A 21,005-nucleotide genomic window follows, 5' to 3' on the forward strand; every position below is an offset into this window, starting at 1 on the left:
GCAAGATCATGACCTCTCGTCGCCGTGCCCTCGCGGGCGCCGCTCTCGTCCTCGCCAGCGCGTTCCTGGTGACCGCCTGCAGCTCGTCCGGATCGGGCGACGCGGCGACCGAGACCGCCGAGGACGCACCCAAGATCACGTTCCTCTACTCGCCCTACGCCGACTACGCCCCGTTCTTTCTCGCCGAGGAGAAGGGCTACTTCGAAGACGCCGGACTCGACGTCGAACTCGTCGCCAAGGGCGGCAGCTCCGGCGAGACGTACCAGCAGGTCTCGACCGGCAACATCACCGCCGGTGGAGCGACCTGGGGCGCAGGGCTGTTCAACGCGACGAAGGCCGGCGCATCGATCTCCGTGATCGCCAGCGTCTCGCGCATCCCGGAGTCAGGTCCCAACCCGTCGCCGCTGATCGCCTCCACCTCCTCCGACGTCGAGGAGGCCGCAGACCTCAAGGGCAAGAAGATCGGCATCCCCGGCGACGGCGGCTTCGGCATCTACTCCGTCGCACTGGCGCTGGAGTCGGCCGGGCTGAGCGTCGACGACGTCGACCTCGTGAACCTGAGCCCCGGCGACATCCCCGCTGCTCTCGCCAACGGCTCGGTGGACGCGAGCTGGTCGATCGAGCCGATCTCCTCCGCCGTCATCTCGAAGGGCATCGCCCACGAGCTGCTGCCCATCGACTACCAGGCTGGCGTCGAGCTCGGCGCCATGGTCTTCAACACCGAGTACGTCGAGAAGCACCCGGCCGCCGTCACCGCCTTCACCGCCGCCTACCTGAAGGCGGTCAAGGAGCTCGAGGACGGCGGATGGCAGGACCCGGCCACGCAGAAGATCATCGCGGAGTACACCGACCTCCCCGTCGAGACCCTCACCTCGATCGCCCTCACCACACAGGACCCGAGCGGCGCGATCGACTGGACGGATGTCGCCCGCCAGGAGAAGTTCTTCCGCGATCGTGGCGCGCTCGAGTTCGACGGCGACTCGGGCATCGAGGACATCTACCGCGAAGACATCCTGAAGGACGCGATCGCGCTGCAGGAGAGCGGCGACCTGGCGTCCTCGAAGAAATGACCGGGCTCCGCGTCCAGGGACTCTGGAAGGCCTACCCGAACGCCGAGCGCAAGGACGAGCTGCTCGTGGCCCTCCAGGACATCGACCTGGAGATCGCCGACAACGAGTTCGTGTGCGTGCTGGGGCCTTCGGGATGTGGCAAGAGCACCCTGCTGCGCCTGGCCGCCGGGCTCGAGAAGCCGAGCCTCGGCACGATCGAGACCTCGAGCCGTCCGTCCGTGGTCTTCCAGGAGCACGGTGTGTTCCCGTGGCTGACCGTCGCGCAGAACATCGGATATCCGCTCAAGCTGCGCGGGCTCTCGAGGGCACAGCGGACGGAGCGGGTGGATCAGCTGCTCGACCTCGTCGGTCTGTCGGACTTCGGGAGCTACTACCCCGCCCAGATCTCCGGCGGCATGCGCCAGCGCACCTCGGTCGCTCGCGCACTCGCCGACGACGGAGATCTGCTGCTGATGGATGAGCCGTTCGGCGCCCTCGACGAGCAGACCAGGGTCACGCTTCAGCAGGAGCTCCTGGAGATCTGGGAGCGCACCTCCAAGGCGGTCATGTTCATCACTCACAGCGTCGATGAGGCACTGATGCTCGCTGACCGCGTGGTCGTGATGTCCCACCGTCCCGGTCGGATCATCGACGACATCGAGGTGCCGTTCGCACGCCCCCGCGACATCGCCGGTCTGCGCCGCGACCCCCGGTACGGCGAGATCACGGCACGGCTGTGGTCGCTGCTGGAGAATGCGACCGCAGAGGAGCTGGCCTCATGAGCACGATCGCCGACCCGGACATCGAAGCCCAGCTCAAGGAGGCCGTGAAGGCGGAGCGCGGATCCGTCTGGGTGCGCCGACTCGGTCCGTACACCCCGCTCCTGATCCTGATCGTCTGGGAGATCGCGAGTCGCACCGGCCTCCTCGACGCCCGGTTCTTCCCCGCCCCGACCTCGATCATCGAGACGTTCTTCGGGCTCCTGATCTCGGGCGTGCTCCTGGAGAACATCGGGATCACACTGTCGCGCATCGCCATCGGATTCGTGCTCGGCGCGATCCCGGGGATCGTGCTCGGCGTCCTGCTCGGTTCCGTGCGTACCCTGCGACTGCTCCTCGAGCCGATCTTCTCCGCGCTGCTGCCGGTGCCGAAGGTCGCCATCTTCCCGCTGCTGCTGCTCATCTTCGGACTCGGCGAGACGAGCAAGTACGTCATCGTCGCGATCGGGGTCTTCTTCTACCTGCTCTTCAACACGCTCGGCGGAGTGATGCAGACTCCACCGCTGCTCAACGACGTCGCCAACGCGAACGGTGCGACGCGGGTGCAGCGCTGGATGACGGTGTCGTTCCCCTACGCGCTTCCGTCGATCTTCACCGGCATCAAGCTCGCCACCGGCGGTGCATTCGTGATCATCGCGGCCTCGGAGTTCGTGGGCGCCAACAGCGGACTCGGCTACATGATCTGGAGTTCATGGGGCACGTTCGCGGTGTCGAAGATGTATGTCGGCATCGTCACGATCTCGGTCCTCGGCTACGGCGCCACCGCACTGTGGGCGCTCCTCGAACGTCGTGTCGTGCCCTGGGTGAAGTACTGAACGAGGAATCCTCATGATCGTCGAGACCTCAGCGGCCCTCTCCGCCCTGCACCGGAAGCTGCATGCGGCTGTGCCGTCCGGGAGCCCGGATGACCTCGCCCTCGCGGCGCTCTGGCTCATCCAGGCGGAACAGCTCGGGTTACCCGAGTTCGGTGTCCGGATGCTGATGCGTGACCTGGAACGCCTCGCGGGAACGGGCGAGGCTGCGGCAATCGACACCGCCGACGAGGGATCCGCGATCGGCGCGGTCGATGCGACCGGCGTGCCCGGAGTCGTCGCCCTCGCGACGGCGGTGCGGCAGGCGGGACAGGCCGTCGACGCGCACGGTCTCGCGATCGTCGGCGTCCGTGGCGCAGGAGCCCTCGGCATCCTCGGTCTCGCCGCACGCGTGCTCGCATCACGCGGAGCGGTGGCGCTCATCGCCGCGCAGTCGCCGCCCGCCGTCACACCGTGGGGTGCGCGCGCCGCCGCGATCGGCACGAATCCGCTCGCGGTGGGAGTCCCCCGGGCCGAGGCGCCTCCCCTGGTGATCGATTACGCCACCTCGTCCCTCACGCTCGCCGCTGTCCGTGAGGCGCGCAGTTCCGGGGCCTCGCTTCCTGAAGGGGCGGCACTCGACAGCGCCGGCGCGGCGACCACCGACCCCGCAGCGGTCGCCGCCCTGCTGCCGACCGGTCTCGTCGGCTCGCTCACGGGCCTGGTGGTCGAGGTCCTTGCGGGGGTCGCCGTCGGCGGACGTGTGACCGACCCGAGCGCTCCCTCCACCCGCGGTGCCGTCGTCATCGCGTTCGACCCCGCCCGAGCCGGTGGAGCAGACGCGGCGGCCTCGGCATCCGTCCTCGACCGCGATTGGCGGGCCGCCGGCGGGCATCTCCCCGCACGCTTCGACGTGCTCTCGGACGATCCGGCGCACCTGCCCACGTCGATCGAGCTCGCCGACGACGCGCTCGCGTGGCTCGGTCAGGGCATAGACGACGGGCCGTCACGATGACCCAGGGCCTCGCACTCGTGGTGACTCCGCCGATCGGACCCCTGTGGGAGCGCCGGTCGATCGCGGTGACCGGCGCCGTACCGGGGTCTCTCGTGACCGTGCGCGCGGTGACCGGGAGGGATGGCGGCGCGTGGACCGCCCAGGCGACGTTCCTCGCCGACTCCGACGGCCGCATCGACGTCACGACGCAGGCGCCCGTCTCCGGCGACTACCGCGTGGCCGACGCCATGGGCTTGTTCTGGTCGCAGCGCCGTGAGCCGGGCACCACCGGCTCCGCCGAGCCCGCCGATGTCACACGGCCGCTCGTCACCGTGTTCACGGCCCGGACCGAGCCCGGGACGGGGTACCTCGACGTTCCCGGCGATGGCGCTCCCGAGGCGGAGGCTGCCGTCGAGGTCACGCAGTGGCTCCACACCGACGAGGCGGAGCGCATTCCGGTTCGCGCACACGGACTCGTCGGCACGCTCTTCCGTCCCGCCATCGATGGGCCGCTCCCCACCGTGATCGTGCTCAACGGCTCCAGCGGCGGCATCAACGAGGCGCGCGCCGCCCAATATGCCTCCCGCGGCATTCAGGCTCTCGCTCTGGGCTACTTCCGGGCGCCTGGGCTTGCTGACCACATCTCGCGCACACCGCTCGAGTACTTCGAACGAGCACTGCGGTACGTCTCGACCGACCTCGATCCTCGTGGCGGGCGTGCGATCGTGAGCGGGCAATCCCGGGGTGGAGAGCTCTCCGTCCTGCTCGCGGCGACCTACCCCGACCTCGTCCTCGGAATCGCGCCCTTCGTGCCGGGAGCCTTCGCGTTCGGGGCACAGGGCGCCGCTGATCCCGCCGAGGGATGGAACGGCCCGACCTGGACGCGCGGCGGCGAGCCGCTCGAGCATCTCTGGCACGACAACGCGGGTGTGACCTGGCACCCATGGAACGACGACCCTGCGCCCACACGCCACTGCGACGTGTACATCGACGGCCTGCACGACCGTGATCTGGCTCGCGCTTCCCGCATCCCGATCGAACGGTTCTCCGGACCGGTGGCCTGCGTCTCCGGACTGGACGACCGCGCCTGGCCGTCCAGCATGGCGTCGCGCATCGTGCTGGACACCCTCCGTCGTCACGGTCACTCCGCGGAGCGACTGCACCTCGACTACGAGGAGGCGGGCCACGGCATCGCTCTCCCCCATCTGCCCAGCACAGACATCGAACGCATCCACCCGGTCTCGGGCGTCCACTACTCGAACGGCGGGACGCCGCGAGGCAACGCCGCCGCGAGCGAGCAGTCGTTCGAACAGGTCTGTGCTTTCATCCACCGCACCGCCGACGCGGCTTCCGCCGCCGGCGGTGCGACCCCCTCCCACGAAGAAGGACGGTAGCCATGCCCGCGACGGAGCATTTGGAAGGCCAGTGGCGCGAGTGGCGGCACGCCCGTGTCTCGGAGCTCTCGCGCCCCTACGGGTGGACGGCCCTCGTCGCCCAGCATTGGCTGCGCGAGGGGGAACAGGCCCTCACGCTGGACGGTCTTCCCGGTACCTGGGGTGTGTCCGACGGCAAGGTCCTGTACACGCCCCCACTCGACGGTGCGAACCTCGTCGTCGATGGCGAGTACCCCACATCGCCGGTGGAGATCGTGCCGGGTCGTAATCAGACCTACGGTCATGGGAAGAGCGTGCCGGTGTACTTCGGCGAGAGCGAGGTCGAGACGATCCCCCGCACGACCGATGACGGCGATCGCATCTTCGCCGTGCGTGTGCGCGATCCGCGGGAGTCCGCCCGCAAGGACTTCTCCGGTCTCGCCGCCTACGACTACGACCCTGCCTGGCGCCTGCCCGCGCGCTTCACCCAGGCCGCCCGCGAGGACGTGGAGCAGATCACCGTCGAGACCGGTGTCCGCGAGACCACCGCACGCATCGGCACCCTCGCGTTCGAGTATGACGGGCGCACATATGAACTCGCGCTGATCGGGAAGGACGCCGCCTACGGCGTGCAGCCTGTCGCGCACATCCGTGACCTGACGAGCGGAAAGACCACATATGGCGCCGGGCGGATCGTCGAGCTCCAGTTCTCCGACGCCACCGGCGAGACGATCGATCACATCGACTTCAACTACCTGACGGCGCTCCCGTGCGCGTTCACGAACTTCGTGACATGCCCGCTCCCGCCGAGCCAGAACCACCTGGACTTCGAAGTCGCCGCCGGCGAGAAGAAGCCCGACACCGATATCGACCGGGTTCTCACGTTCCAGAGCACCTGAGCCGCGCGGCGCAGCCTCAGCTCGACACCGACCACCCGTAGCGCCGCGTGAGCGCTGCTCCGACGCGCTCATAGCGGGCGCGATCGAGCACGGCGGCCTCCCGGCGCAGTCCCCGTTCGTGCACGCTGTAGAGCTGTTCGATATCCACCCAGGACTCGCGGCCCTGGGAGTCCCACGCCCCGCTGCCGATCGGCAGGTAGTCGCGGTCCGCATCGTGGGCTTTGCTCGTCAGCCGCACCGCGTACACACGGTCGGCGGACTGCCGACCGATCACGAGCACCGGGCGATCCTTGCCGCGCCCGTCGTTCTCCTCGTACGGCACCCACGTCCACACGATCTCGCCGGCATCCGGTGCACCGTCCCGCTGCGGCGCATAGTCGACGCGCAGATCACGGACGCGGTCGGGGTCGAGTTCGACCGTCTCGGTGCCGCGACCGCGCCCTGCGTCCGTGCTCGATGCGGTCGTATCCTCTGCGGTCCGCAGACGCGCGTCCGGGTGTCTCGGAGCCGAGGGCCGAGAGGTCCGATCCGACCCCACCGCCTTGAGCAGGATCGCCGCGAGTGATGCCAGGATGCCGTTGGTCTTGCCCACACGGTCACCCTAACCGGAGATCGTGATCCATCGGACACGCCCGACGCGAAGCCGCTCATCGGCCGGCCGGCACAGCGCAGGTACTGTGGCACCAGCCGTGCGTTCCGCGCGTCCCGTGGCACCGGTCGCGACGGGGGCCGTCACTGCCGGCGGACGCACTCGAACAGGAGACATCGATGTCGGACTTTGACTCTGCGGCGATCCTCGCGAAGCTCGCCGCGTTCCGCGCAGCGGATGCGCCCACCCACGGAGGGCGTGTCCTCAGCTACGTCTACGACCCGGGCCTGGATGAGCTGGACGAACTCGTCGCGGATGCCGTCCGCCTGTTCCAACCCGTCAACGGTCTGGACCCGACGACCTTCACCTCGGTGGCTGCGTTGGAGTCGGAGGTTCTCGGTTTCGCCCGAGACCTCCTGCACGGAAGCGGCGACGTCGTCGGCAACGTCACGTCCGGTGGCACGGAGTCCTGCCTGCTCGCCGTCAAGACCGCCAGGGACCTGTGGCGATCCGCCGGCGGCATGGGTCGCCCCCGGCTGCTGGCACCGGCGACCGTGCACGCCGCCTTCCACAAGGCCGCCCGCTACTTCGACCTCGACCTCGACCTCATTCCCGTGTCGACGGAGACAGGCGCCGTCGACGCCGCCGACATGATCGCCGCACTCGGCGACGATGTCGCGCTCGTCGTCGTCTCCGCGCCCTCGTACCCGTATGGCGCACTGGATCCTGTGGCCGACGTGGCGGCAGCCTGCGCGGATGCCGGGATCCCGCTCCACGTCGATGCGTGCATCGGAGGGCTCATCCTGCCGTTCTGGGGCGGCGACGACGTGTGGGACTTCAGGATCCCGGGCGTGACGAGCATCTCGGCCGACCTGCACAAGTTCGGATACGCCCCGAAGGGTGCGAGCGTCCTCGTTCATCGCGGCCGCGACCGGCACCGCAGCCAGTACTTCGTGACGATGGGCTGGGCCGGCTACCCGGTGATCAACCCCACGATGCTCGGATCGAAGTCCGCCACGGCGCTCGCCGCATCCTGGTCGATCATCCAGGCGCTCGGCACCGCGGGATTCACCGAACTGGCGCAATCCTGCCGACGTGCGACGGCGGCGCTGGCCGCCGCGATCCAGGGCATCGAAGGTCTGCGCGTGTTCGGCGACCCGACCGGCCCGCTTCTCGCGATCGCCGTCGACGATGCGGCGGAGCCCGAGCGGCGCGTCGACCCGCATCTGCTCGCGGATCAGGCTCGGCTGCGAGGGTGGGGGCTTCAGCTTCAGCCCGGCCTCACCCAACGCGACGGAAGCCGCCTTCCCCACACGACCCATCTGACGATCACTCCGGTCACCGAGGCTCGAGTCACCGAGCTGGTCGCCGACCTCGTCGCCTGCGCCGATGCCGTGCGTGGCGTCCCTCGTCCCGATGTGACTGCGTTGCTGGGTGCGCTCGGTGGACTCGCCGGCGACGGACCCATCGACTCGGAGACGGCGGCGGCGATCCTCGGCCACATCGGCATCACACCTGATTCCCCGTCGCTGCCCGGTGATCAGGCGACCCTTCTCGCCCTCATCGAGAGCCTGCCGCGGCCTCTCACCGAGCGGCTCCTCGTCGAACTGCTGGCCCGCGTGATCGAACCTCGCTGAGCCACCGGACACGGGAAGGGCCCGAGCGAGACGATCTCACTCGGGCCCTTCTCGTCGTCAGACGGGATCAGGCGTCCGCGAGCGCGTAGCCCTCCTCGCCGTGCACGACCTGGTCGACACCGGCGATCTCGTCCTCGTTGGTGATGCGGAAGCCGATCGTCTTCTGGATCGCGAAGCCGATGATGAAGGCCACGACGAACGAGTAGATCAGCACACCGAGCGCCGCGATCAGCTGCACCGCGAGCTGGCGGAAGTCGCCGCCGACGAAGAGACCGGTACCGGTGGCGAAGAAGCCGAGGTAGAGCGTACCGATCAGACCGCCGACGAGGTGGATGCCGACCACGTCGAGCGAGTCGTCGAAGCCGAGACGGAACTTCAGCTCGACCGCGAGGGCGCAGACGATACCGGCGACGGCGCCGAGAAGCAGAGACCAGCCGGGGGTCAGGTTGGCGCAGGCCGGGGTGATCGCGACGAGACCCGCCACCGCGCCGGAAGCCGCACCGACCGAGGTCGCCTTGCCGTCCTTGATGCGCTCGATGAGGATCCAGCCGAGGATCGCGGCCGCCGTGGCGCCCAGGGTGTTCAGCCCGATGAGGCCGACGCCGCCCATGTCCTCCGCGAGCCATTCCGCGCCCGCGTTGAAGCCGAACCAGCCGAACCACAGCAGGGCGGCACCGAGGAGCGTCAGCGGCACGTTGTGCGGCTTGAGGATGCCCTTCTGGAAGCCGATGCGCTTGCCGAGGACGAGCGCGAGGGCGAGAGCTGCGGCACCCGCGTTGATGTGCACCGCGGTTCCACCGGCGTAGTCGATCACGCCGATCCCGCTGTCCTCACCGAAGAGCGTGGTGCCGAGGTTCATGATCCAGCCGCCGCCCCAGACCCATGCGGCGACCGGGAAGTAGCCCACGGTGGCGAAGATGCCGGCGAAGATGAGCCAGCTGCCGAACTTCGCGCGGTCGGCGATGGCGCCCGAGATCAGGGCGACGGTGATGATCGCGAACGTGGCACCGTAGGCGACGCCCAGGAGCGCGACGTTCGAGCCCTCACCGGCGGCCAGGCTCGAGAGCCCGAAGTCGGCGAACGGGTTGCCCGCGAAGGCGGTCGGGCTGTCGACGGCGCTCATCGAGAAGCCGTAGAGAATCCACAGCACGGCGACGAGACCGATGGAGCCGAAGCTCATCATCATCATGCTGACGACGCTCTTCGCCTTGACGAGACCGCCGTAGAAGAAGGCGACGCCGGGCGTCATGAGCAGCACCAGCGCTGTCGCGGTGATCGCCCACGAGATGTTGCCGGGAGCATCCATAGGAAAACCTCACATCCGAAGTAATTGAGAGCTTCAGTGTGGGGCCCGGTGGTTTCGTCAATGCGTGAGGTTTGTTTCCCCGCTGTTACAGCGCGGCTCGGCCTGTGAACATCGCGTTACGTGGATCTGCGGGCTTACGCAGAATGTGTCAGCGCATTGAGCCGCGACACGGCTCGCAGGTACTTCTTCCGGTACCCGCCGGCGACCATCTCGTCGGAGAACACCGAGTCGAGACCGAGGCCGGTCGCGAAGATCGGGATCTGCGCGTCGTACACGCGGTCGACGAAGGCCACGAAACGGAGTGCCTCCGACTGGTCGGTGAGCTGACGGACACCGCGGAGTCCGACCCCGGTGAGTCCGTCGATGAGGCGGATGTAGCGCGAGGGATGCACCTGGGCGAGGTGCCGGATCAGGTCGTCGAACGCGTCGTCGGAGAACGCTCCGGTGGCGGCGCCGGCCTCGGCGGCCTGCGCGTACGCCGCGTCGTCGAGCACGACGGCGTGCCCGTCGAGCGCGCGCTGACGGAAGTCGACCCCGTCGATCCGCAGAGTCTGGAAGCTGTCCGACATCGCGTGGATCTCGCGGAGGAAGTCCTGTGCGGCGAAGCGTCCCTCGCCGAGCGCGTTCGGCGGGGTGTTCGAGGTCGCGGCCAGGCGTGTGCCGGACGGGACGAGCTCGCCGAGGAGCCTGGTCATCACCATGGTGTCGCCCGGATCGTCGAGCTCGAACTCGTCGATGCACAGCAGGTCCGCGCCCTTGAGCAGATCGACGGTGTTCTTGTAGCCGAGCGCTCCGACGAGCGCGGTGTACTCGATGAACGACCCGAAGTACTTCCGGCGGGCCGGCATCGCGTGGTAGATCGATGCGAGCAGGTGCGTCTTGCCGACGCCGAATCCACCGTCCAGATAGACGCCGGGCTTGAGTTCCGGCTCCTTCTTCGCACGGCTGAACAGGCCACCGCGCTTCGCCGGCGTCCCACGGCCGGCGAAGCGCATCAGCGTCTCCTTCGCCTCCTCCTGCGACGGGTACGCGGGATCCGCGCGGTAGCTGTCGAAGGTCGCGGTGTCGAACTGGGGCGGCGGCACCAGGCTCGCGAGCATCTCGGGTCCGGTGACCGTCGGCTGACGCTCGGTGAGGTGCACGATTCCCGTGCGGCTGGTCGTGTCGGTCATCACGGTCCTGAATCGGGTGCTCGCCTGTGTCGAAGTCTTACGAATCGGGCGCAGGGTGCTCGGCGGGGATCTATCGTCGAAGGGACGGATCAACACTACGCCGTCCGCACCGCCCCCTCGTCCGCTCACCGCTTCGGAGATCCCATGGCCATCGAGTTCGATTCCTCCTCCCCCAAGTTCGCCGAGTACGCCGAACCCGGCCGCCTCGTCACCACGGAATGGCTGGCGGAACGTCTGGGAACTCCCGGACTCGTGGTCGTCGAATCCGACGAGGACGTGCTCTTGTACGAGACCGGCCACATCCCGGGCGCGGTGAAGGTGGACTGGCACACCGAGCTCAACGACCCGGTCGTGCGCGACTACGTGGATGGCGAGGGCTTCGCCGCGCTGCTGAGCCGCAAGGGCATCGACCGTTCCGACACGGTCGTGATCTACGGCGACAAGAACAACTGGTGGGCCGCGTACGCGCTCTGGGTGTTCTCCCTGTTCGGGCATGAAGACGTCCGGCTGCTCGACGGCGGCCGCGACCGCTGGATCGCGGAGGGGCGCGAGCTCACACGCGAAGCCGCGAACCGCCCGGCGACGGAGTACCCGGTCGTCGAACGTGACGATTCGGTCATCCGGGCCTACAAGGAGGATGTGCTCGCCCACATCGGCAGCCCTCTGATCGACGTGCGCTCGCCCGAGGAGTACAGCGGTGAGCGCACCACGGCTCCGGCCTACCCCGAGGAGGGCACGCTCCGTGCCGGCCACATCCCCACCGCGCAGAGCGTGCCGTGGGCGAAGGCCGTCGCCGAGGACGGCGGCTTCCGCAGCCGCGCCGAACTCGACGCCATCTACCGCGACGGCGCGGGGCTCAACGACGGGGACGACGTCGTCGCGTACTGCCGGATCGGTGAGCGCTCCAGCCACACCTGGTTCGTGCTCAAGCACCTGCTCGGATTCGAGAACGTGCGCAACTACGACGGATCCTGGACCGAGTGGGGCAGCGCCGTGCGGGTGCCGATCGTCACCGGCTCCGAGCCCGGGTCCCTCTGACCGTGTGACAATGACAGGGATGAGCACCAGCGCCGTTCCCGACATCCTCGCCGACATCCGCGACAGCTTCCTGGAGACCCCGGAGGCAGACCGTCTTCTGCTGCTCCTCGAGTTCGCTGACGAACTCCCGGCGGTATCCGACGAGGTCGCGAACCATCCCGAGATGTGTGAGCGGGTGGCGGAGTGCCAGTCCCCCGTCTACATCTACGTCGAGGTGAACGACGGCGTGGTCACGATGCATGCCACGGCCCCGCCCGAGGCGCCCACCACCCGTGGGTTCGCCAGCATCCTCGTGCAGGGCATCACAGGGCTCACGCCCGATGAGGTGCTTGCGATCCCCGAGGACTACCCCCAGTCGATCGGCCTGACCAAGGCGGTGTCCCCGCTGCGGATCGGCGGCATGACCGGCATGCTGATGCGCGCGAAGAACCAGGTCAGGCAGAAGCGCTGAGGCCCTGCGCATCCAGCCACTCGGTGATGGCGGTGCTCCAGCCGGTCTGGTCGTAGTTCCAGAGCTTGGTGTGACGCGCCACGGTGAATCGCGGCATGGTCACGAGGTCTGGCCGCGCCTCCTGCAGCGCATGCGAGGCATCGGCGGGAACGAAGCCGTCGTCGTCGCTGTGCAGGATCAGGATCGGTGCGGTGAGTTCATCCGCGCGGGCCACCATGTCCAGCCGATCGAACGCGATCGCCTCATCCGCGCCGCTGAGGCGTGCGGTGAGCGGGATCTGCAGCGCGCCCATGGCCAGCTCTGGAAGCGGTGCCCGCACCCCGGCGAGCTGCGCCTGGAACCGCAGCACCGTGCGCCAGTCCACGACCGGAGACTCGAGGATGACGCCGGCGATGCGGTCACGGTTCCCCGATGAGACGGCGGCCTGCAATGACACGGCGCCTCCCATCGACCAGCCCATGAGGACGACGCGCTCCGCCCCGTGCCGGAGCGCATACGCGATCGCGGCATCGACATCGCGCCACTCCGCGGCACCGAGCGCGTAGGCGCCGGCCCTCGTGCGCGGCGCCTCACCGTCGTTGCGATAGGACACGACGAGGTTCGGCAGTCCGGCCGCATGCAGGACGGGCACCGCCCGCAGACATTCCGCTCGGGTCGCGCCGCGTCCGTGCACCTGAATCACCCACGTCGACGACGTCGCGGGGAAATACCAGGCCGGGCACGGTCCGGCAGGAGATCCGATGAGCACGCTCTCCCAGCGCAGGTGCAGTTCGCTCGGTGAGGAGTAGTAGTAGCCGCTGAACGTGGCATCACGGTCGATACGGGCGCCGGGCTCGATCTGGGTCAGCAGCTTCCGGCGCACACTCGAGCCATCGGCGCTGAGCACGGCGCCGAGCTTGACGTATCCGTAGGTGCCGGTCGTGAACAATCCGTAGCGGCCAGGCAGCTCGGAGTCGAGGGTGCGCTGCAGCTCGATGGTCTGGGCGCCCGTGTCGACGGCGAGGATCTCGGTGTCGGTCGTGCGACGCATGGGCGTCACCACGCGGCGGGCGACCGCGAGCACGACAACCGAGAACGCGACCCCGAGTGCGAGCAGCGCGGGGACAAGGAGCGTAACGGCGTGCCTGAGACTCTTCATCGCTTCCTGACTCTAGCCTGTTGCCGTGACCGCACACCCCGATGCCGGGACGCCCTTCGAGAGCGCCGTGGCCGAACTGCGCGAGACCGAGTTCCGCGACGACATCGTGGTGCGCGAGATCGCCACTCCGCAGGGCCTCGCTCCGTTCGCGATCGCGCTCGCCGCCGACGTTCGACCGGACGGCGAGGGCGAGTCCGTGTACGGCACGGGTCGGTTCGTCCTGCTCCACGACCCGGACGAGCCCGGATCGTGGGGCGGCGCCTGGCGGATCGTGCTCTTCGCCCAGGCTCCGTTGGAGACCGAGATCGGCACGGATCCCCTCCTCGCGGATGTGACCTGGTCCTGGCTCGTCGATGCTCTCGACTCCCGGGAGGCCGTGTACCACTCGGCGTCGGGCACCTCCACGAAGACACTGTCGAAGGGATTCGGGGGGCTCGCCATCGAAGGCGACGGCGCCCAGATAGAATTGCGGGCGTCCTGGACTCCGGAAGGCCCATTCCGACCGCACGTCGAAGCATGGGCCGAGCTGGTCGGAATGCTGGCGGGGCTTCCGCCGGGTTCCGAGGGCATCGCCGTGATCGGCGCGCGAAAGGCTGTACGTGACTGAATACTCCGTGATCTCCGACATCGAGGAGTTCCGCGCGGCATGCGCTGCGCTCGCCGCAGGCACCGGCCCCGTGGCTGTGGATGTGGAACGCGCATCGGGGTTCCGATACTCGCAACGCGCCTACCTCGTGCAGGTCTACCGTCGCGAGGCCGGGGTCTTCCTCTTCGATCCGCCGGCGATCGGCGACTTCGCCGCGCTGCAGGAGGCGATCGGAGACATCGAGTGGGTGCTCCATGCCGCGAGCCAGGACCTGCCCTCCCTTCGGGAGCTGCACCTCGAGCCCCCGATGATCTTCGACACGGAGCTGGCGTCGCGACTGCTCGGGCATGAACGCGTCGGCCTCGCCGCCGTCGCGGAGGACACGCTGGGCATCACCCTCAAGAAGGAGCACTCCGCCGCGGACTGGTCGACACGGCCGCTGCCCGACTCGTGGTTGGAGTACGCGGCGCTCGACGTGCTGCATCTGGTCGACGTGAGAGATGTGCTGGTGCTCGAGCTCGAGGAGCAGGGCAAGACGGAGTTCGCGGCGGAGGAGTTCGCCGCCACGCTCGCCCGTGCCCCCAAGCCGCCGCGCGAGGACCCGTGGCGTCGACTCAGCGGTCTGCACCAGGTGCGCGGCGCCCGCAACCTAGCCGTCGCCCGCGCCCTCTGGCAGGCCCGTGAGGCGTACGCCCAGGAGCAGGACGTCTCCCCCGGCCGCCTCGTGCCCGATCGTTCGCTCGTCGCGGCCGTCATGGCGAATCCGTCGTCGAAGCAGGTGCTGGCCGGCACCAAGGAGTTCCAGGGCCGCGCGAGCCGCTCTCAGCTCGACCGCTGGTGGCAGGCGATCGTCGACGGCCGCGCCACCGAAGAGCTGCCCCGTGAGCGCGTCCCGAGCGACACCCTTCCCCCACCTCGCGCGTGGGCGGATCGCAACCCTGAGGCGGATGCGCGACTGAAGGCGGCACGCCCTGCCGTGGAGGCCCTGGCCGAAGAGCTCGGGATGCCGACCGAGAACCTGCTCACCCCGGAGTATCTGCGGCGCATCGCCTGGGATGCCCCCGGCGAGACCGCTGAGGAGATCGGCGCCGCGCTCGCCGCCCTCGGCGCACGTCCGTGGCAGATTGAACAGACTGCACAGAAGATCGCGGCCGCCTTTGTAGAGGCCGCGCAATCGCCCGACACCACGTCCGCACCGGCTTCGTAGGTTCGATCCAACCGATTCCTCCCTGTTTCCGAGGCTTCATAGACTGAGGCCACGCACAAACTTGGAGGCAGAGTGGCCGAGATCTCGGACGTCTTCTTCGTCGATGGAGTGCGCACCCCCTTCGGGCGCGCCGGCGAAAAGGGCATGTATTGGAACACCCGCGCGGATGACCTCGCGGTCAAGGCGACCATCGGCCTCATGGAGCGCAACGCGGCCATCCCGGCCGACCGCATCGACGATGTCGCGATCGCCGCGACGAGCCAGACCGGAGACCAGGGTCTGACCCTCGGCCGTTCGGTCGCGATCCTCGCCGGGCTCCCGCAGACGGTCCCCGGACTCGCGGTGGAGCGCATGTGCGCCGGCGCGATGACGAGCGTCACCACCATGGGCGCATCGATCGGTGTCGGCATGTACGACTTCGCCCTCGCCGGCGGCGTCGAGCACATGGGACACCACCCGATCGGCGGCAACGCCGACCCGAACCCACGTTTCGTGGCCGAGCGGATGGTCGACCCCGGCGCCCTCAACATGGGTGTCACCGCCGAGCGCATCTTCGATCGGTTCCCGCACCTCACCAAGGAGCGCTCCGACCGGTTCGGCATGCTCAGCCAGCACAAGGTGCAGGCCGCGTACGACGCCGGCAAGATCCAGCCCGACCTGGTGTCCGTGGCGATCAAGGGCGCCGACGGCGCGTGGGGTCTTGCGACCGAGGACGAAGGCCGTCGCCCGCAGACGACGATGGAAGACCTCGCGGCCCTCAAGACGCCGTTCCGCCCACACGGTCGTGTCACGGCCGGCACCTCCTCGCCGCTCACCGACGGCGCGACGATGTCGCTGCTCGCCGGTGGCGGTGCCGTCAAGGAGTTCGGCCTGGCTCCGAAGATGCGCATGGTCTCGTTCGCCTTCGCCGGCGTGCAGCCCGAGATCATGGGGATCGGACCGATCCCGTCCACCGAGAAGGCCCTGAAGAAGGCCGGACTCACCATCGACGACATCGGCCTGTTCGAGCTCAACGAGGCCTTCGCGATCCAGGTCATCTCGCTCCTCGACCACTTCGGGATCGCCGACGACGACCCCCGCGTCAACCAGTGGGGCGGCGCGATCGCGCTCGGACACCCGCTCGCGGCATCCGGCGTGCGCCTGATGATCCAGTTGGCGGCGCAGTTCGCCGAGCGTCCCGACGTCCGCTACGGCCTCACCGCCATGTGCGTCGGACTGGGCCAGGGCGGTTCGGTCATCTGGGAGAACCCGCACTACGACGGCAAGAAGAGGAAGTAAGCCGCGATGACGAACTACGACGAGATCGACTTCTCCCCCATCCAGGCGCTCACCGAGGGCGAGGTCATCACCCAGTCGCCTGTGCGCGACATCCGTCTCGCCTCCGGCAAGGTTCTCGCGCTGATCACGCTCGACAACGGTCGCGATCACACCCGGCCGAACACGCTCGGACCGGCGACGCTGACCCAGCTCGGCGAGACCCTCGACGGCCTCAAGGCGCGCGCCGCGTCCGGTGAGATCCAGGCCGTCGGCATTACCGGCAAGCAGTACATCCTCGCGGCCGGCGCCGATCTGTCCGACATCAGCAAGGTCGGCTCGCGCGACAACGCCCGTCTGATCGCGCAGCTCGGTCACAAGGTGCTCGGCAAGCTCGGTGAGCTGGGCGTCCCCTCCTTCGCCTTCGTGAACGGCCTCGCCCTGGGTGGCGGCCTGGAGATCGCGCTGAACTCCAGCTACCGCACGGTCGACGCCTCCGCCGCGGCGATCGCGCTGCCCGAGGTCTTCCTCGGGATCATCCCCGGCTGGGGTGGCGCCTACCTGCTGCCGAACCTCATCGGCATCGAGAACGCGCTCGAGGTCGTCATCTCGAACCCGCTCAAGCAGAACCGGATGCTCAAGCCGCAGCAGGCGTTCGACCTCGGCATCTTCGACGCCATCTTCCCCGCTGCCAACTACCTCGAGAACTCGCTCGCCTGGGCCGACGCCGTGCTCGGCGGCAAGAAGGTGGAGCGCAAGAACGAGCCCGGCAAGATCGAGCGCCTCACCAAGTGGCCGATCGCCATCAAGATGGCCCGCGGGATGCTCGAGTCGAAGATCGGCACCATGCCGAAGTCGCCGTATGCCGCACTCGACCTGCTCGACAAGGCCAAGAGCGGCACGAAGGCGGAGGGCTTCGCACGCGAGGACGAGGCCCTCGCCGAACTCGTCACCGGCGATCAGTTCGCCGCATCGATGTACGCGTTCGACCTCGTGCAGAAGCGTGCGAAGCGCCCGGTCGGCGCCCCCGACAAGGAGTTGGCGAAGAAGGTCACCAAGGTCGGCATCATCGGCGCGGGGCTCATGGCGAGCCAGTTCGCGCTGCTGTTCGTGCGCAAGCTGCAGGTTCCCGTGCTGATCACCGACCTGGACCAGGCGCGCGTCGACAAGGGCGTCGCCTACATCCACGAGGAGATCGGCAAGCTCGAGGCCAAGGGACGGCTCGACTCCGACACCGCGAACAAGCTGCGCGCCCTGGTGACCGGCACCACCGACAAGAGCCTCTACGCCGACTGCGACTTCGTGATCGAAGCCGTGTTCGAAGAGGTGGGTGTCAAGCAGCAGGTGTTCGGCGAGATCGAGAAGATCATCGCGGAGGACGCGATCCTCGCGACCAACACCTCGTCGCTGTCGGTCGAGGAGATCGGCTCGAAGCTCGCGCACCCGGAGCGGCTGGTCGGATTCCACTTCTTCAACCCGGTCGCGGTCATGCCGCTGATCGAGATCGTGAAGACGCCCGCCACCGCGGACGCCGCACTGTCGACCGCCTTCGTCGTCGCGAAGAACCTCGGCAAGAACGCCGTCCTCACCGCGGACGCGCCCGGCTTCGTCGTGAACCGACTGCTCGCCAAGGTGATGGGCGAAGCGGCACGCGCCGTCTACGAGGGCACGCCGATCGCAGATGTCGAGAAGGCCTTCGGCCCGCTCGGCCTGCCGATGGGCCCGTTCCAGCTGATCGACCTGGTCGGCTGGAAGGTCGCCGCCCACGTGCAGGACACGATGGTCAAGGCCTTCCCCGATCGGTTCTACGCCAACGAGAACTTCCACGCTCTCGCCGAGCTCGATGCGGTCGTGGAGAAGGACAAGGGCGGACGTGTCGTCGGTTGGAGCAAGCAGGCCGAGAAGGTGCTGAAGCCTGCCGTGGGCAAGACGCCGGCATCGGCGGCGACGATCCTCCAGCGAGTGCAGGACGGTCTGGCGCAGGAGATCAAGCTCATGCTCGACGAGGGCGTCGTCTCGGAGGTCGAGGACATCGACCTGTGCCTGATCCTGGGTGCGGGATGGCCGTTCATCGACGGCGGTGCGTCTCCGTATCTCGACCGCGAAGGCGCCTCGGAGCGCGCATTCGGCGGATCGTTCCACACTCCGCAGATCCGCGGCGTCGCCAGCCGCTGATCCTCTGAGAAGGGGCCGCATCTTCGGATGCGGCCCCTTCGTCGTCTACGGCGTCGGCCGAGGATCCGTCTCCCCGGATCGCGGCCAGTACGACAGCGCACGCTCCGCCAGCGCGGTGATCGTGAGCGAGGGGTTCACACCCGGGTTCGCAGGAATCGCGGCGCCGTCGACGACATGCAGCCCGGGGTGTCCCCAGACGCGGTGGTACGCATCGATGACGCCATCGGCGCGGCTGGCGGAGATCACTGCGCCGCCGAGGAAGTGCGCCGTCAAGGGGATGCCGAACACCTCGGGCCACGACCCCCGCGCTTCGGCGCTCACACCGCCTTCGCGTTCGACCCTGGCGGCGATCGCCGCGGCCGCGGTGTGCGCCTGCGGGAGGTAGCTCGGATTCGGTTCGCCGTGCCCCTGCGCACTCGTCATCACCAGGCGGCCGAAGCGTCGGCGCAGTGACAGGGTGAGCGAGTTGTCGGCGTTCTGCATCACCAGGGCGATGATCCCGCGTTCGCTCCATCGACGCAGCGTCCCCAGCCGGAACTGTCGCACCGGAGAGCGGAGCACCTGGACGAGGAGGCTGCCCAGCCGTCTCCCGATCCGCCGATCACCGGGGACCAGGACGGTCGCCAGCGCGCCCATGAGGTTCGACCCCGGACCGTAGCGGACGTTCTCGACATGGGTGTTCTCGTCGACGTGGAACGACGTCGTGATGGCGACCCCGCGGGCGAGTTGAAGCGCCTCGGGAACCCGGGTCGCGACGGCGCCGTCGAGGGCCTCGGAGTTGGTGCGAGTGAGGCGCCCGACTGCATCGGACACGCGCGGCAGCGCGCCCGATGCCTTCATCCGGTGCAGCAGCTGCTGCGTCCCCCAGGTGCCGGCCGCGAGCACCACCTGCCGGGCGGTCACCGTGCGTCGCGCGTGACGCATCCACGCACCGCTCCGCTGCGTCGTCACGGTGAACCCGCCACCGGGAAGCTCCCGCACCTCGGTGACCGTGCGCAGGGGCTCGATGCGCACACCACGACGTTCCGCGAGCGCCAGGTAGTTCTTCATGAGCGTGTTCTTCGCGCCGACCCGGCATCCGACCATGCAGTTGCCGCACAGCGTGCACCCCGTCCGGTCGGGCCCCTCGCCACCGAAGAACGGATCGGGCGTGCGCTCTCCCGGCTTCCCGAACCACACCCCCACCGGTGCGCGGCGGAACGTGTCGCCCACGCCGAGGTCTTCTGCCGCGCCCGCCATGATCCGCTCGACCGGGCCCGTATGCGGGTAGTGCTCGACGACTCCCAGCATCCGCTTGGCTGTGGCGTAGTGCGGCGCGAGCTCGGACTCCCAGTCGGCGATCCCTCGCCACTGCGGATCCTGGAAGAAGACGCTGCCAGGCTGGTAGAGCGTGTTGGCGTAGTTGAGCGAGCCGCCGCCCACTCCGGCACCGGCGAGGATCATCACGTGAGGAAGCCGGTGGATGCGCTGCACTCCCTGGCATCCGAGCCCCGGCGCCCACAGGTAACGGCGGAGGTTCCAGTTCGTCTTCGCGAAGTCGTCATCCTCGAAGCGTCGACCCGCCTCGTACACACGTACCCGGTAGCCCTTCTCGGCCAGGCGCAGAGCGGCGACGGAACCGCCGAATCCCGATCCCACGATCACGACGTCTTCGTCGAACTCACTCATGGCTCTCCTTCGGGACCAGCATCGTGAACGCCGAGGGCAGGACGGCGATGGTGCACTCGTCCTCGCCGATGCGCTCGCCGTCCGCATAGATCACGAGGCCCGGGGCGGAGACGGTGACCGTCCGCGCACGACGATGCACGACCTCGGCTCGACGCAGATGTGTCCCCCGCAGCAGCAGTGGGAACAGTCGCAGCAGCCGCAACCGCGTGAGCGGGGCCACTTGCACGACGTCGAGCAGACCATCGTCGGGCAGCGCGCCGACGCAGACCGGCATCCCGCCTCCGTAGCTCGACGTGCTGCCGACCGCGATCAGCGTGCCCGGCGTTCGCGTCATCGGCTCGCCGTCGACCGCGAGAGTGAAGTCCATCGGACGGAGGCGTGCGAGTTCGATCAGCAGGGCGAGGTAGTAGCGCAGCGCCCCGTGTGGCCAACGCAGCCGGTTCGTGCGGTCGCTGACCTTCGCGTCGAACCCCAGCGCGGCGATCGTGAGGAACTTCCGGGCGCCGCTCGCGGATCGCACCTCGCCGACGTCGATCGATCGCGGCACACCGGTCAGAGCGAGCTCCGCAGCCTGCGCCGCATCCCGACGCGGCAGATCGAGGGCCCGCGCGAGATCGTTGCCCGTGCCAGCCGCGACCAGGACCACCGGAACCGATGCCGCGCACACGGTGTCGAGCACCCCCGACAGTGTGCCGTCGCCGCCGACCACGACGAGAGCGCGTGGGGCATCCGCCAGGGCGGTGACGGCGAGCCGTGCGGTGTCGGCCGCAGAGGCTCCGGCGTAGGCGCGCACCTCGGCCCCGCGGGCGCGGAGATGCCGGACCGCGGTCTCCGCAGCTCTTCCACCCCGCCCCTTCCCGGAGAACGGATTCGCGAGCACCGCGATGTGGTCGGCCATG

Annotated in this window: 19 protein-coding genes; 13 read left to right on the plus strand and 6 right to left on the minus strand. The window is 68.8% G+C overall.

Features of this window, described 5'->3' with window-relative positions; all coding sequences use genetic code 11:
* Positions 1–8 precede the first annotated feature (8 nt).
* From WFM69_RS11665 to WFM69_RS11690, 6 genes are read left to right on the plus strand one after another with little or no spacing between them, the layout of a single operon-like run.
* Positions 9–1,070: an ABC transporter substrate-binding protein gene (locus tag WFM69_RS11665; protein WP_337004816.1), complete on the plus strand. Its 1,062-nt coding sequence runs from the start codon at positions 9–11 to the stop codon at positions 1,068–1,070.
* The gene (locus WFM69_RS11670; protein WP_337004818.1) at positions 1,067–1,831 is read left to right on the plus strand and encodes an ABC transporter ATP-binding protein; all 765 of its coding nucleotides are present in this window, start codon (positions 1,067–1,069) and stop codon (positions 1,829–1,831) included. Before WFM69_RS11665 ends, WFM69_RS11670 begins: the two co-directional genes overlap by 4 nt.
* Positions 1,828–2,643 (plus strand): ABC transporter permease, encoded by an 816-nt coding sequence (locus WFM69_RS11675; protein ID WP_337004820.1) that lies wholly within the window; start codon positions 1,828–1,830, stop codon positions 2,641–2,643. The genes WFM69_RS11670 and WFM69_RS11675 overlap by 4 nt, the downstream gene beginning before the upstream one ends.
* Positions 2,644–2,656: 13 nt before the next feature.
* Positions 2,657–3,634: an Ldh family oxidoreductase gene (locus WFM69_RS11680; protein WP_337004822.1), complete on the plus strand. Its 978-nt coding sequence runs from the start codon at positions 2,657–2,659 to the stop codon at positions 3,632–3,634.
* Positions 3,631–5,007: an acyl-CoA thioester hydrolase/BAAT C-terminal domain-containing protein gene (locus WFM69_RS11685; RefSeq protein WP_337004824.1), complete on the plus strand. Its 1,377-nt coding sequence runs from the start codon at positions 3,631–3,633 to the stop codon at positions 5,005–5,007. Before WFM69_RS11680 ends, WFM69_RS11685 begins: the two co-directional genes overlap by 4 nt.
* Positions 5,008–5,009: 2 nt before the next feature.
* Positions 5,010–5,885 carry a DUF1684 domain-containing protein gene (locus tag WFM69_RS11690; protein ID WP_337004826.1) on the plus strand — a complete coding sequence of 292 codons (876 nt, stop codon included), beginning with the start codon at positions 5,010–5,012 and terminating at the stop codon, positions 5,883–5,885.
* A 16-nt stretch (positions 5,886–5,901) separates the two neighbouring features.
* Here WFM69_RS11690 and WFM69_RS11695 read toward each other — a convergent pair whose 3' ends face one another.
* Positions 5,902–6,477 carry a type II toxin-antitoxin system PemK/MazF family toxin gene (locus WFM69_RS11695; RefSeq protein WP_337004828.1) on the minus strand — a complete coding sequence of 192 codons (576 nt, stop codon included), beginning with the start codon at positions 6,475–6,477 and terminating at the stop codon, positions 5,902–5,904.
* A gap of 176 nt (positions 6,478–6,653) precedes the next feature.
* Between WFM69_RS11695 and WFM69_RS11700 the strand changes: the two genes are divergently transcribed.
* Entirely contained in the window at positions 6,654–8,111 is a 1,458-nt protein-coding gene (locus WFM69_RS11700; protein WP_337004830.1) for a pyridoxal phosphate-dependent decarboxylase family protein, read from the plus strand.
* A gap of 67 nt (positions 8,112–8,178) precedes the next feature.
* Here WFM69_RS11700 and WFM69_RS11705 read toward each other — a convergent pair whose 3' ends face one another.
* Both WFM69_RS11705 and zapE read right to left on the minus strand, forming a co-directional pair.
* Entirely contained in the window at positions 8,179–9,417 is a 1,239-nt protein-coding gene (locus WFM69_RS11705; RefSeq protein ID WP_337004832.1) for an ammonium transporter, read from the minus strand.
* 134 nt (positions 9,418–9,551) lie between these two features.
* On the minus strand, positions 9,552–10,589 hold the full coding sequence (gene zapE, locus WFM69_RS11710) for a cell division protein ZapE (protein WP_337004834.1): 1,038 nt from the start codon (positions 10,587–10,589) through the stop codon (positions 9,552–9,554).
* 144 nt (positions 10,590–10,733) lie between these two features.
* On the opposite strand from zapE, the gene WFM69_RS11715 reads away from it, so the two are divergent.
* Complete coding sequence (locus WFM69_RS11715) at positions 10,734–11,627, plus strand: sulfurtransferase (RefSeq protein ID WP_337004836.1); 894 nt, start codon at positions 10,734–10,736, stop codon at positions 11,625–11,627.
* 19 nt (positions 11,628–11,646) lie between these two features.
* Entirely contained in the window at positions 11,647–12,078 is a 432-nt protein-coding gene (locus WFM69_RS11720; protein WP_337004838.1) for a SufE family protein, read from the plus strand.
* Here WFM69_RS11720 and WFM69_RS11725 read toward each other — a convergent pair.
* Positions 12,062–13,216 (minus strand): alpha/beta hydrolase family protein, encoded by a 1,155-nt coding sequence (locus tag WFM69_RS11725; RefSeq protein ID WP_337004840.1) that lies wholly within the window; start codon positions 13,214–13,216, stop codon positions 12,062–12,064. The genes WFM69_RS11720 and WFM69_RS11725 overlap by 17 nt on opposite strands.
* A gap of 25 nt (positions 13,217–13,241) precedes the next feature.
* Here WFM69_RS11725 and WFM69_RS11730 point away from each other — a divergent pair, with 25 nt between their 5' ends.
* The 4 genes from WFM69_RS11730 (at position 13,242) to WFM69_RS11745 (ending at position 18,438) form a co-directional block, all read left to right on the plus strand.
* Entirely contained in the window at positions 13,242–13,823 is a 582-nt protein-coding gene (locus WFM69_RS11730) for a DUF3000 domain-containing protein (RefSeq protein WP_337004841.1), read from the plus strand.
* Positions 13,816–15,009: a ribonuclease D gene (locus WFM69_RS11735; RefSeq protein WP_337004842.1), complete on the plus strand. Its 1,194-nt coding sequence runs from the start codon at positions 13,816–13,818 to the stop codon at positions 15,007–15,009. The genes WFM69_RS11730 and WFM69_RS11735 overlap by 8 nt, the downstream gene beginning before the upstream one ends.
* 72 nt (positions 15,010–15,081) lie before the next feature.
* Positions 15,082–16,287 carry a thiolase family protein gene (locus WFM69_RS11740; RefSeq protein WP_337004843.1) on the plus strand — a complete coding sequence of 402 codons (1,206 nt, stop codon included), beginning with the start codon at positions 15,082–15,084 and terminating at the stop codon, positions 16,285–16,287.
* Between the two features lie 6 nt (positions 16,288–16,293).
* Entirely contained in the window at positions 16,294–18,438 is a 2,145-nt protein-coding gene (locus tag WFM69_RS11745; protein WP_337004845.1) for a 3-hydroxyacyl-CoA dehydrogenase NAD-binding domain-containing protein, read from the plus strand.
* Positions 18,439–18,483: 45 nt separating this feature from the next.
* On the opposite strand, the gene WFM69_RS11750 is transcribed toward WFM69_RS11745, so the two are convergent.
* On the minus strand, positions 18,484–20,106 hold the full coding sequence (locus tag WFM69_RS11750; RefSeq protein ID WP_337004847.1) for a GMC family oxidoreductase: 1,623 nt from the start codon (positions 20,104–20,106) through the stop codon (positions 18,484–18,486).
* Positions 20,099–21,004, minus strand: a complete 906-nt coding sequence (locus WFM69_RS11755) for a YegS/Rv2252/BmrU family lipid kinase (RefSeq protein WP_337004849.1) — start codon at positions 21,002–21,004, stop codon at positions 20,099–20,101. Before WFM69_RS11755 ends, WFM69_RS11750 begins: the two co-directional genes overlap by 8 nt.
* Between the last annotated feature and the right edge of the window lies 1 nt (position 21,005).

It is taken from the genome of Microbacterium sp. LB12, assembly GCF_037150835.1.
In the GTDB taxonomy this organism is placed as follows: domain Bacteria; phylum Actinomycetota; class Actinomycetes; order Actinomycetales; family Microbacteriaceae; genus Microbacterium.

Bases quoted from the DNA above. Each gene is read 5' to 3' on its own strand.
- WFM69_RS11665 (WP_337004816.1), top strand. From the start codon at position 9: ATGACCTCTCGTCGCCGTGCCCTCGCGGGCGCCGCTCTCGTCCTCGCC.
- WFM69_RS11670 (WP_337004818.1), top strand. From the start codon at position 1,067: ATGACCGGGCTCCGCGTCCAGGGACTCTGGAAGGCCTACCCGAACGCC.
- WFM69_RS11675 (WP_337004820.1), top strand. From the start codon at position 1,828: ATGAGCACGATCGCCGACCCGGACATCGAAGCCCAGCTCAAGGAGGCC.
- WFM69_RS11680 (WP_337004822.1), top strand. From the start codon at position 2,657: ATGATCGTCGAGACCTCAGCGGCCCTCTCCGCCCTGCACCGGAAGCTG.
- WFM69_RS11685 (WP_337004824.1), top strand. From the start codon at position 3,631: ATGACCCAGGGCCTCGCACTCGTGGTGACTCCGCCGATCGGACCCCTG.
- WFM69_RS11690 (WP_337004826.1), top strand. From the start codon at position 5,010: ATGCCCGCGACGGAGCATTTGGAAGGCCAGTGGCGCGAGTGGCGGCAC.
- WFM69_RS11700 (WP_337004830.1), top strand. From the start codon at position 6,654: ATGTCGGACTTTGACTCTGCGGCGATCCTCGCGAAGCTCGCCGCGTTC.
- WFM69_RS11705 (WP_337004832.1), bottom strand. From the start codon at position 9,417: ATGGATGCTCCCGGCAACATCTCGTGGGCGATCACCGCGACAGCGCTG.
- zapE (WP_337004834.1), bottom strand. From the start codon at position 10,589: ATGACCGACACGACCAGCCGCACGGGAATCGTGCACCTCACCGAGCGT.
- WFM69_RS11715 (WP_337004836.1), top strand. From the start codon at position 10,734: ATGGCCATCGAGTTCGATTCCTCCTCCCCCAAGTTCGCCGAGTACGCC.
- WFM69_RS11720 (WP_337004838.1), top strand. From the start codon at position 11,647: ATGAGCACCAGCGCCGTTCCCGACATCCTCGCCGACATCCGCGACAGC.
- WFM69_RS11725 (WP_337004840.1), bottom strand. From the start codon at position 13,216: ATGAAGAGTCTCAGGCACGCCGTTACGCTCCTTGTCCCCGCGCTGCTC.
- WFM69_RS11745 (WP_337004845.1), top strand. From the start codon at position 16,294: ATGACGAACTACGACGAGATCGACTTCTCCCCCATCCAGGCGCTCACC.
- WFM69_RS11750 (WP_337004847.1), bottom strand. From the start codon at position 20,106: ATGAGTGAGTTCGACGAAGACGTCGTGATCGTGGGATCGGGATTCGGC.
- WFM69_RS11755 (WP_337004849.1), bottom strand. From the start codon at position 21,004: ATGGCCGACCACATCGCGGTGCTCGCGAATCCGTTCTCCGGGAAGGGG.